Origin of the sequence: Streptococcus parasanguinis, from assembly GCF_016648925.1 — a bacterium.
GTDB lineage: Bacteria > Bacillota > Bacilli > Lactobacillales > Streptococcaceae > Streptococcus.
This window is the reverse complement of sequence record NZ_JACLQX010000008.1, coordinates 52,893-65,593: the sequence shown is the minus strand read 5'-3', so window position 1 is coordinate 65,593 and position 12,701 is coordinate 52,893. Positions and strand designations below refer to the sequence as shown.

At 41.4% G+C, this 12,701-nt stretch carries 11 protein-coding genes; 2 read left to right on the top strand and 9 right to left on the bottom strand.

Going from position 1 to position 12,701, the window contains the following annotated elements:
• Positions 1–56: 56 nt before the first annotated feature.
• The 8 genes from dltD to H7T97_RS04355 all read right to left on the bottom strand — a co-directional run bounded on the left by dltD (position 57) and on the right by H7T97_RS04355 (position 7,499).
• Positions 57–1,325, bottom strand: a complete 1,269-nt coding sequence (gene dltD, locus H7T97_RS04390) for a D-alanyl-lipoteichoic acid biosynthesis protein DltD (protein ID WP_049495718.1) — start codon at positions 1,323–1,325, stop codon at positions 57–59.
• Complete coding sequence (dltC, locus tag H7T97_RS04385; protein WP_003002265.1) at positions 1,318–1,557, bottom strand: D-alanine--poly(phosphoribitol) ligase subunit DltC; 240 nt, start codon at positions 1,555–1,557, stop codon at positions 1,318–1,320. Before dltC ends, dltD begins: the two co-directional genes overlap by 8 nt.
• Positions 1,558–1,572: 15 nt before the next feature.
• Positions 1,573–2,826: a D-alanyl-lipoteichoic acid biosynthesis protein DltB gene (gene dltB, locus H7T97_RS04380; protein ID WP_070464736.1), complete on the bottom strand. Its 1,254-nt coding sequence runs from the start codon at positions 2,824–2,826 to the stop codon at positions 1,573–1,575.
• Complete coding sequence (gene dltA, locus H7T97_RS04375; protein ID WP_201089520.1) at positions 2,823–4,373, bottom strand: D-alanine--poly(phosphoribitol) ligase subunit DltA; 1,551 nt, start codon at positions 4,371–4,373, stop codon at positions 2,823–2,825. Before dltA ends, dltB begins: the two co-directional genes overlap by 4 nt.
• Positions 4,374–4,391: 18 nt before the next feature.
• Complete coding sequence (locus tag H7T97_RS04370) at positions 4,392–4,520, bottom strand: teichoic acid D-Ala incorporation-associated protein DltX (protein ID WP_003002102.1); 129 nt, start codon at positions 4,518–4,520, stop codon at positions 4,392–4,394.
• 171 nt (positions 4,521–4,691) lie between these two features.
• The gene (locus tag H7T97_RS04365) at positions 4,692–5,951 is read right to left on the bottom strand and encodes a S41 family peptidase (protein WP_049471786.1); all 1,260 of its coding nucleotides are present in this window, start codon (positions 5,949–5,951) and stop codon (positions 4,692–4,694) included.
• Positions 5,952–6,043: 92 nt separating this feature from the next.
• Positions 6,044–6,727, bottom strand: a complete 684-nt coding sequence (locus H7T97_RS04360; protein WP_201089518.1) for a DUF4956 domain-containing protein — start codon at positions 6,725–6,727, stop codon at positions 6,044–6,046.
• On the bottom strand, positions 6,720–7,499 hold the full coding sequence (locus H7T97_RS04355) for a polyphosphate polymerase domain-containing protein (protein ID WP_201089515.1): 780 nt from the start codon (positions 7,497–7,499) through the stop codon (positions 6,720–6,722). Before H7T97_RS04355 ends, H7T97_RS04360 begins: the two co-directional genes overlap by 8 nt.
• 213 nt (positions 7,500–7,712) lie before the next feature.
• On the opposite strand from H7T97_RS04355, the gene H7T97_RS04350 reads away from it, so the two are divergent.
• Together H7T97_RS04350 and H7T97_RS04345 are read left to right on the top strand one after the other, a co-directional pair.
• Positions 7,713–8,960 carry a carbohydrate-binding domain-containing protein gene (locus H7T97_RS04350; RefSeq protein ID WP_201089514.1) on the top strand — a complete coding sequence of 416 codons (1,248 nt, stop codon included), beginning with the start codon at positions 7,713–7,715 and terminating at the stop codon, positions 8,958–8,960.
• 89 nt (positions 8,961–9,049) lie between these two features.
• A complete protein-coding gene (locus H7T97_RS04345; protein ID WP_201089512.1) occupies positions 9,050–9,733 on the top strand; it encodes a DUF4947 domain-containing protein in 684 nt (227 codons plus the stop codon).
• 86 nt (positions 9,734–9,819) lie between these two features.
• On the opposite strand, the gene H7T97_RS04340 is transcribed toward H7T97_RS04345, so the two are convergent.
• Positions 9,820–12,615, bottom strand: coding sequence for a YhgE/Pip domain-containing protein (locus H7T97_RS04340; protein ID WP_201089510.1), 2,796 nt, complete (start codon positions 12,613–12,615; stop codon positions 9,820–9,822).
• Between the last annotated feature and the right edge of the window lie 86 nt (positions 12,616–12,701).

Here is a 12,701-nt window from a genome sequence, read left to right as displayed (position 1 = left end):
CACTTTCCTCACAAATCAAGGAGCCAGGATTTGATCCTGCCCCCTTTGATCAAGCATTATTTAAATTCGTCTGGTGTCCCTTTATATTGGGCCCAGTCTTTGCTGAAGAAGCGATCATTTAGATGGTAAGTTGGTGCTTTTTCAGCCTTTGTGACAAAGGGATTGACCGCTTTATCAAAGGCTAGCCAACCATTCCATCCCATATGAATCGTATCTTCCATAAAGTAGGGCTGATCACCATCTTTAGAAAAGTCTGCAATATTGGTGAATCCTTGACTTTCCAATTGGTAACGAATCTTTTGAACAGCCTGTTCATACTTTTCTTGGCTCAAGCCTGTGTATTTCATCCATTTGGCATTAACTGGAGGAATGACAAAGATAACATTGGTCCGAGATTTAGCAAACTGGTCTAGAACCAACTGCAAGTCATTGTACTCAGGAGATTGAACATAGGATTCGTTTTTTTGGAAACCTTTTAGTTTCTTCAACTTCATTTTTAAACGAGTATTGTAAAAATGATTGCTGATTCCAAGGTCGTTGTTATTGGTCTTGACTTTTGCTTCAGCCGTTGCAATTTCTTCCAATTTCTCATATGAGAATTGATCTGGTAAATCTTGTAGACGTTTTTTGACCTTCTTATCGTAATTCCCGTTTGTACGCGTTGCAAGATTACTAAACAAAGCATCTTCGCGTTGGACAAGGTGGGAAACAAACTGGTTCAAAGACTGATCAAATCTGGAAATTTTCTTTCCTTGAGAAATTTTCGTTACAACACTTTGAAAGGCGACATTTGGATACTGTTGTAACAGACGCTTTGCAGCATACTGGGATGCAGCATCCTGTTTATGATTGGCAATAAAGCTATTCAACTGATCGCTATTAAAGAATTGTTGAAAGGCAGAGGAATCGTATCCCTTTTTGGTGAACCATTGCGGAGAAACTACATAAACAGCTGTATTGTCCTTGAGTTCTGGCAAAATCTGTTGCATCCCAAAATACTGGTTCAAAGAAGCCGCACCACGTTCTCCTAAAAAGTAGGGTCTGTAATTGCGGTCATATTTTTCAGCCAAAACTGCTGGATGCACCACATCAAAACGCAACCATTCACTGGAGCCGAAATAAGGGACAAAGCGATGCTGTGGATCAGAAAGTGCTTCTTGTTTCTTTGTACGACTCTTGAATCCTTCTGCATTCAGACTAACCGCAGCTTTTTTCTCTTCAGTATAGTTGTGCTTATGATTGATTGGATAAAAGAATAATAAAGCTGTTACCATGAGGAGCGCGCAAAATACGGGCCCTAAAATCAGCCATAAACGCTTAAGCATTCTGAAGCTCCGTTACACCTTCTACGATCTTGTTAGCAGTATTCCAATCATCGCGTCCAAATTCAGATACAGGAACACGAATGCCAAAGCGATTTTCCAGTTCCACAATCAATTCGACTGTCCCCATACTATCAAGGACACCCGCATCAAAGAGATCCTCATCCATCATGTCTGAGACATCTTCCATAAACAATTCGTCAATAATTTCAATTACTTGTGATTTTACATCCATTTTTCTATTCTCCTTTTATTTCAATTTTGGAAACCATTGTTGATCCAAGAATCCTGAGAAAATCAGGAAGGACAGCATCACTGTGTTAAAGGTGATAAAGATCCCTAAAGCTTTGGTCCAACGATTGTCCGGTATAGGATCCAATCCTTTTGCTTTTCTTTCTTTATTAATGGTCTTTTTCTTACGAATCCAAGCATCATTGATAACCAGTCCAAGCCCATGGAAGAGCCCGTAAGCGATGTAGTACCAGGTCACCCCGTGCCAGAAGCCCATGACCAACATATTGATAATATAGGCAACATTTGAGGTGGTAATCCGGCTCTTGAATACTTTATTGCGCATCAATACCATCACGAGACGCATAAAGACAAAATCACGGAACCAGAAAGATAAACTCATATGCCAACGATTCCAGAATTCCTTTAAGTCACGTGATTTAAAGGGACGATCAAAGTTGATTGGACTTTTAATTCCCATCAGATTTGAAGCTGCTAAAGCAAACATCGAATAGCCCGCAAAGTCAAAGAAGAGGTCAAAGCCATAAACATACATGACTCCCAGCGTTCCGATATTGAAGAATCCACCTTGAGACAAGGCATAGGTCTGCACATGTCCTAACAATAAGTGGCCAAAAATATGAGCTAGGATAAATTTATAAAGGAAGCCATACATGATATACTTAACAGCTTGCTCCAACATATCCAATAATTCTTCACGCTCAGGAATGGTTTTATAATCCTCATTAAAACGCTTGAAACGATCAATCGGCCCACTTGAGAAGGTCGGCATAAAGAGCATAAAGCGTAAGAATTCCCAAAGTGTGAATTCTTTCAAGACACCATCTCGCATTTCGATGATCATTCCGACAGCTCGGAAGGTTAAATACGAAATCCCTAAAAATCCAAACAAGGATTGGTGCCCATTCTTGATTGCTGGCTCTACCTTAACAAAGATCAGGGGCAAGACAGACAAGAAGGAATGAAGATAGAAAATCCACTTATTGTCCGCTTTTTGACGATAGATCTTGTAGGAATACACAATCAAGATTTGCCAGACTACGTAAAAGAGCAGGGCATAAATTTGCTTGAGATTCGAACCTGTCAGCATCAAAATGATAAAGATCAGACTCACAAGTCCTTCATATACCGGAAATCTCTTTTTGAAAAAGAGGCCCACAAAGATCGGCAAAAAAGCTAGAATGAGGTAGATAAAATAGATCGGTGTTCCATAGTGTTCTAAATGAGGGAGCTGTTTCAAAAACTCGATCATCGGTTGTTAACCTCGCTAATCAACCCTTTGATGTCGATTTTCCCGTTTGGTGTTAATGGCAGGCTGTCACGATAGAGGAATTTTGAAGGCATCATATACGACATCATGATGTTTTCTAAATCTTCTTTAATGGCTTTCGTGATATCAATTTCGCGCTCAAATTGTTCTTTGACGCCCTCTTTTAAGATGACATAGGCCAAGAGATTTTGGACCTTGTGATCTTTATTATAACGCGGTACTGCGACTGCTGAGTCAATATACTTCGATTTGTTCAAGTTTTGAGAGACATCCTCTAGCTCGATACGATAACCGTTAAACTTGATTTGGAAGTCCATCCGACCACCATAGAGAAGAAGGCCTTCATCCGTCATGGTTCCGACATCTCCCGTATGGTAGGCTGGAAGACCTTCAAATTCGAAGAAGGCTTCTGCTGTTTTCTCTGGATTATTCATATAACCTTTTGAAACAGCTGGGCCAGATACGATGATCTCCCCTTGCTCACCATTCGGCAATTTATTGCCTGCCTCATCAATGATGAAGGTTGGAGAATCTTCTTTGGTGTAACCAATTGGCAGACGTTTCAAAGTAGCTAACATCTCATCTGTTACGGCTACAGCCGAAAGAGCTACAGTTGCTTCCGTTGGGCCGTAGGCATTGATGATGCGTGCATTTGGGAAACGCTCGCGCAATTTCTGAGCCGTTTTAACGGTCAACTCTTCCCCATCAAAGTAGAAATGGGTGATACCTGGCATCTTTTCAGCATTGAAATCTTCAGACAGCATAGCCATATCTGCAAAAGATGGTGTTGAAGTCCAGATCGCAATCGGAAGAGAAAAGATCGTCGCAAAGAGTTGTTTGAAGTCTTGAGTGATGGCTGATGGAAGAGCAAAAAGGGTTCCTCCAAGAGCCAAGGTCGGTGCCCAGTACATGACAGACAAGTCAAAGGAATAGGGCGGTTGTGCCAACATTTGCGGACGCTCTGGCGTTGCAAATTCCTTGTCCGTAATCATCCAGTTGGTAAAGCTGAGCAAGTTGTCGTGCGAAATTTGCACCCCTTTTGGTTTCCCAGTTGTCCCTGAGGTAAAGATGATGTAGTAGTTATCATCCCCTTTGACCGGATGTTTCAAGTCATAGGCATGCTGAGCCGCATAAGCTTCACGCACTTGCACCAAGGACATGATTGGAGCAGCTGGGTTTTCCAATGGAAATTCATTGATGGCAATAATCAAGCTTGGCTCTGCTACTTCAACAATGGCAGACACGCGCTCCAAGGCAGAGTGGCTATCAATTGGGATATAGGCATGGCCAGATTTTGTCAAGGCCACAAAGGTTGCTAACATTTCATATTCTTGACCACCAAAGACTACTACAGGTGACTTTTCAGGAAGTCCCATTTGGTCGATGTGGGCAGCCAAGCTATCTGAATCAGCCTTCAATTGGCCATAGGTATGCTCCTCACCAAGGACATTGTAGACAGGATAGTCTGGTTGTAGTTGCGCATAACGTTCAATTGTCTCGATCATATCAGTAATTGGTTGGTTTGACACGGCTAGGAGTCTCCTTTTCTAAAATTCGTTGTAGATAAAGCCACCCTGACCTTGACCAAGGTAACTAAAGAAATAAAGTAGGGCTAGGAAAATGGCGAAATACAAGACCGTCTGCCCGATAAATTTATAAAGTGTTTTATGTTTCATAAGTTTCACTCTTCATTTTGATTGTTACTCACTATTTTACCATTTTTTATACCAAGTAAGCAATTTTAAACATAGTGAGAATGTCGTAGAAAACGTTATCATTTCAGACATTTATCCCTTCTAACCAAAGGATTTTTTTCTTTAATCAGTTTTTCTGATTGAAATCCTGTTTTATTTAACATTCCCCTGACGAATCAACTCCAGACACTTGTCCAGATCCACATCTCTCTCGAAATGGCTAGGTGTCCAAGGAATCTCTATATCGGGTAGAACACCCTGATCCGTCATCCCTTTCCCTTTATCCACGCTTAAACAGCGAGAGGTGGGAAACATTAAACAAAAATTGCCATAATCAACCGTACAACAATTAGAGTAGTCTAGAATCCCGAGAGTTGGTCGACCCACCACCGTTACCTTCTTAAACTGTTTCATCATCTGAACAAAGTTATCCCCAGATGAAGCGCAGTAGATATCCGACAATATAAAGATCCGTTCAGGATAGTGGCCACCTTTAACCTCTGGGAAGAATTCCTCGCTTTCTTGCTGATACAGTACATAACCTTTGCCTCGATGGCGGAGCAAATCCTTTTTCATATCTTCAAGCAGCTTAACTGTTTCAGGACTAATTTCTTCCTGTTGCATCCAGTCCTCAAAATCTTTCAAGCGCAGATCAACATTGCGTTCCGTATAGAGAATTTCCATACCATCATCGTCCCCGTCAAGCGAATCATAGCCCTGATCCTTTTCTAAACCTAGATGTAATAGAGGGATATATAAAGAATCTGTCCCTCCGCCGTTCTGTCGAACATCAATGAGAAGAAACTTGACTTCCGTCATCATCGGTAAACACTCTTGATATACCCGACTAATGGCTCCTTCATCCATAAAGTTATCCAGACGAAGATAAAGAATCTCATCGTCTAATCTTTTCCAAAAAATCTGATCTTGGATCGGTTCTCGACTAGGGACTACTTCAATGGTCTTTTCTATCCCTTCTCGAAGCAGGGTGACACTCGTTGACTGAGAGACCAAATCCGCCCATTCTCGGTAGTGTCTTTCAGGGGTCTTACTGATAAAATAGTCTTTATGAAGAGAAGCTATCTGATCCAAGTCACTTCCATCCAAACCTAGGATCTGATCTCCTACTTGAAGACCCGTATCTTCATTAGCTTCCTCAACATACAGTTTCTGTCCGTTTATTCTCAAAAGAAACCCTTTTGGACTGGCCTTTTTATCTCGAAAGGAAACATGCCCGATCACCCCAAAACTAGCTAGGTAAGTCTTAACTTGATAGAGAAAGGCATCATCTGTCATATCATCTGTAATGTTTTCTCGAAAAGGCTCTAGATCGCATCCTTTTCGATCCTTGATGGTAGATGAATCATGGGTCATAATAGAGACGACATCTTCAAAAATAGCAGTCTTTTTCATAAAGGATTCCTTCCATTTTTTAGAAACAGTATACCACTTTTTCTTAAAAAGTTCTTAAAACCCTAAAAAACTATCCTAAAGTAGGATAGCAGTTATAAATTCTTTCTTTTCTTCGCTTTCTTTGTCAGAGCGACATCACAATTTTCAATCTTGCTAATCAATAGATTGGCAAGGCCAAAATCATCAATGTTTGATTTCATATTTACCTCATAGTTCAAGGTCAGTTGTTCTCCAGCTTGGGCCGTTGTGACAGAAATAAAGTCAATCTCTGAACACCTTTGGTCCAACAACTGGCTGATTTGTTCTGCAACAGAATCTTGTTTTGAGACGGTAATAGTCAAATGACGGCGCCGTTGATGATCTGCCTTACTCTGTTTGTTCTCCAATACAAGCCAAACCCCTAGTAAAGAGAGGGTTGATAAAATGGCCAATAAAAGATAGCCCGATCCTGCTGCTAGTCCTATAATCATGGCTAGAAAAATCGCAATCAACTCTCTCGAACCACTCGTAGCTGACCGGAAACGAATCAAACTAAAGGTCCCTGCCACTGCAATCGAGGTTCCCAAACTTCCATTGACCAAAAAGATCACTAAGGTCATCATACAAGGAAGCAAGGTCAAACTAATGACAAACTCTCGAGTGTACAGTGTCCGGTATTTATAGGTCCAAGATAGGGCCATTCCTAGAAAGAGGCTGATCAAAAGGGCCAGCAGTAAGCGCAAGGGATCCACCGTTGCTGTGGCATTATTAAAAATAGAATCAAATAGATTAGACATAGGCAGCACCTACCGTTTCTTCCACTGGTCTTGGGGCATAATCCAATCCTTGTGATTTATGATAAGCACAGCTATATTTTGAAAATTTCTGCTTGACCAAACCATACTTCTCTAAAATATCCTTTAACCATTGAGGTTCTTGTCCGGGAGCCTTAATTTCCATGATCACGAAGTCATCCTCTAACAAAGGTTCTCCTTTCTTCCCATGAAAAAGACTAACAGCTTGATCACGAAAGACTAAGTTTTGATCGATTGTCACGCGAATTTTCTGATAAGGATAACCCTGAATGGATTTCTTTTCTTTGAGAGACAAGCGATCATAGTAAATGAACATCCGTGGTTCCAACCGATGACCATAGCGTTTGCGCAATCTCTGAATCTCTTGCACTAAGTCTGGATCTTGTATCTGATGATCTACTGTCCCATCTGTCATCAAGTTGATAATGGCTTGTGAAGTAGCGACTAGACGGAATTTATGGCCAATTCCTTCTTCATCTTTTGACTTCACCTCTAGAAATACCGGACTGTCTGCTTGAGGTGTTTCTATATAAGTCCGCATACGTATTTTTTCACGGCGGTGTTGTTTCGCAAGAGCATCTTGAATAACCTCAAAATTTTCCGTATCAAAATAAATGTTTGAAATAGTTGAAGTTGGATAATCATCTTCTACGACGTATTTTTTTAAGTCTTTGATCAAGTCTTTTACGTCATCTTTTGCGACGATATATTTTGTTTCGATTCGTTTAAAACTTGTCTCAATTGTTTTTTTCATGTTTCTACTCCTTTAAGGGGGGATATTGCTTCTAATCTTCAGTAAGTATGGATACGACTTACGTGTTTTCTAGTTTAATGGGACTTTCTTAACTGGTCATTAAGCCAAACTTAAAGAAAACTAAAGTTAAGATTCCTTTCAGAAAAACTTTAGGAAACTTTCAGCTAGCAACTTTAGACTAGGAGCATATCAATTGAACGAGAGGAAAAGCTCATGAAATCAAACAAATGGAAATTTTTATTAACGGGGGCCGCAACCCTCACCCTACTAACAGCGTGTAGCCAAGCATCATCTCAATCAGCTACAACAAACGCAACAACAACTGCTTCTAGTGTCTCAAAGAAAACGACTAAAACCAAGCAATCTGACTATTTTACCGAAAAAGATTCAGACACCTCATATGATGAAAGTAAAGCATCTATTGTCAAACTATCTGGCTCGTCTGCAACTGTTTCAGGGGATGGCGTAGCCGTTTCTGGATCAACTGTGACTATCTCGAAGGCCGGAACTTATGTCATCTCTGGTGAATCTGATGGGGTTCAAATCAAAGTCGAAGCAGGTGACTCAGATGATGTTCATATCGTCTTAAAAGGTGTTACTATGTCCAACACCAACGCACCAATTTCTGCTACGAAAGCGGGGCATGTCTACCTGACTCTAGCAAATGGCACGACCAATACCTTGTCTGATTCAAGTTCAAACAGTGATGAAGATGCCGATGCGGTCATCTTCTCTAAAGGCGACCTCACCATCAATGGTTCGGGTACGCTCAACATCGATGCCAAGAAGAACAACGGGATAAAGGCCAATGACACTCTCCACATCACGGGTGGAACCTATAAAATCACAGCTGTAGGAGATGCCCTCAATGTCAATGACGAACTCAATATCACTGGCACGACCATGACCATTGACGCAGATGAAGATGCGGTCAAGGTGGATAATGATGAAGATACTTCGGTCGGAACCATGTACCTTTCAGATAACAAAATGACCATCACAGCAGGAGACGATGGCATCCATGCTTCTGGTGATCTGATCATCGATAGCGGAACCTATGAGGTAACAGAGTCTGTCGAAGGTCTCGAAGGAAAATCGATCACCATCAACGGTGGTGATATCACCATCTACGCAACTGATGATGGTGTCAATGCAGCCAATGCTAATGCTAACCAAGATGAAATTTTCTTCACCATGAATGGTGGAACCCTCAACGTTGAAGTTGGCCAAGGCGATACCGATCCAATTGATTCGAATGGAAATATCACTGTTACCGGAGGAACCATTAAATTAACGGGACAATCTGGATTCGACTTTGATGGTACTGCTACCTACACTGGCGGAGACATCTATATCAACGGTGAAAAACAAACGGAAATTGTCAACTCCATGCCTGGAGGCGGTGGGGCTCCAGGCGGTGGCGGACCTCAAGGCGGTGGACCTGGAGGCGGGCATCAATAATAACAAACAAAGGCAGGATTTCTTCCTGACCTTTTTTTGTTGCCTTTTTTATGATAGAATAGAAATTCAATCAGCTTATCGAAAGGAACATGATGAAAAAACAGACACTACCTCTTTTGTTCACACTCTTGCTGTCTCTTCTTATTCTATCAGCCTGTGTGCCGGACCTTAAGATCAACTTTAAAAAAGTACCCACTGCTACCAGCTCAAAAAAGAAAACCTTTAAAAAAAGTAGCTCGAGTCGTTCTAGCCTCCCGAGTCGCTCAACCAGTTCAAATAGCTCAAGCAACTCCTCTAGCTCTCCCTCAACTACTACGGAAACCTCTTCTGACATCGTCACGACCGAAGGACTCCCTAAAAATGCTCAAGAAGCTCCAAAAGATAAGATTTATGCGACAGGGAACCTAAAAGTAGCCTACTCTAGAAATGACGATAAAATTTTTGCACAGACGCCGGATTATGAAGGATATACCACCGCTCTTGTCCAAACAATTCTTGGGAATCCAGAGAAACAAATAACAGACCCTGCTTATATTGCCGAATCTTTTGAAAATACCGAATTAGAAAATATTAAAGGGCTCTACCACGAGGGAAAAATCACAGGGGAACAAGCTCACGCCTTTTTGATGGGAGCTGTTGATCTCAAACAAGCTTCTAAATTCGGAGTAAACTACACCATTTACACCTATAAAAACAACACTATCCAACTGGTCTTTGAAAACGACCAACTTCTCTATATTACTCCAAATCCTGATATCGTCTTCTTTAAATAATTTACATTCTCGCTTAGACAAGCGAGAATTTTTGTTTCACATGAAACAAAAAACTCCCAACACATTCTGTTGGGAGTTCCCGAAGATTAGTCCTCTTCATATTGTTTTGGATTATAGAACCACATTCCTAGCCCTGCAAAAAGAGCAATAGTCATCAGAAGGAAGGCCACTTGATTTCCAATTTCTCCTGTCATCGAAATCGTTTGACGAAGACCAGAAACGGTATAACTCATTGGCAAGAATGGATGAATGGCTTGGAAAAAGCCATTTGTCAAAGCAAGAGGATAGGTTCCTGCACTAGAAGCCAATTGCAAGAGCAAGAGGATCAAGGAAAGGAAAGCACCGATCTTTCTTTGCCATGTTGTCAAAGCAGTCACGATAGACATGAAGGCTAGACTACCGATCACACAAAGGAAGAGGGTAGCCATCTCATGATTGGCAGATAAACCAATCAAGTGAACAGCACCATAGACCAAGATTCCTGCAACCACCGCAATGGTTCCATTGACCTCAAAGCGAGATTTAAACCATGCCCAACGACTTTCAGGATGACGACCGGATGGCAATTTTGCAAAGATCATATTGGTTGACAAGGCACAAACAAAGAGTGCTACAGAGATCATATAAGGAGCCATTCCGACCCCATTTACAGGGACATTATCTTGATCTGTTTTAGAAGTCGTAACAGGATTGGCTAAGGTTTTTGCGTTTTCTTTTTCAGTTGTAGCCACATTCAATTGTCCCTTAGCATCGTTTAATCCTTGACTCAAGGTTTGGCTTCCTGTTGCTAATTCACCTAAACCGTTTGTCAATGTTTGGCCACCCGTTGCTAATTTGCTGGATCCTTCTGAGATTTGATTTGCTCCGTCAGCTAGTTTATCAGCCCCATTCACCAATTGACTTGATTTTTCTGTCAACTGATTGACACCAGTGACAAGTTTGTTGACACCACCTGCCAATTCTGGAGTTTTGCTGTTCAATTGTCCTACACCGTCAGCTAATTTTCCAGCACCGGCAACCAATTCACCCGACTTACCTGTTAATTGGGTCGCTCCTGAAGCCAGTTGATTCATGCCTGATGTCAAGGCAGGCATCTTCCCATTTAACTCACCTAGACCAGAAGCCAATTGATTGCTTCCTGCAAGTAATTCTGATGATTTACTATCTAGTTGACCAACACCTGCTGCTAACTGACTAGCCCCATTTGTTAAAGTACTGCTATTCGTCTGAAGTTGGGTTGCTCCATTAGCGATTTTATCGACACCAGCTGTATAAGCGCTGATCCCTTGACTGATGGTTTGACTAGCTGGCAACAATTGTCCACTAACTGCGGATTGGATCTTAGACAAGCCACTTGACAAGTCTGTCAAGGTAGAAGAAGCTGTCGGTAAAACTTGATTGGCTGCCGTTTGCAGTTGTGTCAAGCTATTTCCTGTATTCAAACTACCTTGGATCGTTTGAATCGTTGTCAAGATCCCTTGAGCCGCCGTTTCACTCGAGCTTGGGCTCGATGAGATTGCCGCATTGATTTCCGCTTGTTGGTCAGCTGTCATTGCTTGATAGGCTGCTGTCCCTTGCACACTTGCAAGGGCATTTGCACGATCCGCTTGGGCTGAAGCAAGGATTGATTGAGCTGAATTCGCAATACTCGTCAATCCAGACGAAAGTTGACTGGTATCTACCGTAGCATTTTGAATCGCTGCATTTAATTGGTTTAAACCTGCTGCCAATTGATCAATCTGAGCGGATTGACTTGTAGAAGCTTGTAGCTGGCTTGATAATGTTTGAATACCTGATTCTAATTGTGAAACCCCATTTCGAAGGGTAGCAGATTGACTACTTAATTGACCCGCTCCCTCTGATAAAGTGGCGACTCCATTTGTATAGGTTGCTAAACCATTTGAAAAGTTAGATAGGCCTGAATTCAATTGACGCACGCCATTGGTATAATTCCCAAGACCATCATTGAGGGTCCCCATACCGCTGGTTAATTGACCAACTCCTGAAGCCAACTGAGGGGTTTGACTCGCCATTTGATTGAGACCATTTCCTAATCGATCCACTCCGGTAGCATAAGCCATCAAGCCTGTATTAAAAGTACCAAACCCATTATTTAATTGATTGACGCCAGATACCAAGTTTGGAAGTTGACCAGCCATTTGATTGAGACCATTTCCTAATTGACCAACACCATCTGTATAAGCCGCTAGACCTGTACGAAGAGTAGTTGCACCATCTGAAAATGCTAAGCTTGAACGAGCCAATGTATTCAAATTAGTAGATAGTGTTTGACCACCATCTTCCAATTTACTTGCACCATCTGCTAATTTAGCACTTCCATCTGCCGCTGTCCCCATACCAGTTTTAAGCGATCCCATTTTGGAAAATAAAGCTGTTGTATACGTATTGGTCACTTTTTCAGCCACTGACTGCTTCATTTTTGTCATCGCAGTGTCGCTCATTTTCCCTGCGATAAAACTATGACCACTGGACGTTTGGTAATCAATGGTCATCTGTTCCGGATGATTGGTTAAGATGGAGCTAGCTTTTTTTGAAAGATCCTCAGGCAGGGTTACAATCATATAATAATCGCCATTTTTGAGACCATCTTTCGCAGCTTTCTCATCTACAAAATGAAAATCAAGTGAGTCATTGTCCTTCAAATTGGACACCATGTCTTTTCCGATTTCCATTTTTTGTCCATTATATGTAGCAGATTGATCCTTATTGACAACCGCTACAGGAAGATCCGAAACTTGGCCATATGGATCCCACATGGAAGATAGAAAAATAATATTATAAAGAGCTGGAATCAAAGCAACTCCAATCATGACAATGATAAATGTTGGCTTTTTAAGAATAGCCTTCCATTCTTTCATCATATTTTTTGTCTCCTTTTTATACACATTGTCTAAATTTCTGATATAATAGATTATACAGTTTCTAGAAATTTTCACAAGTAGGAAAT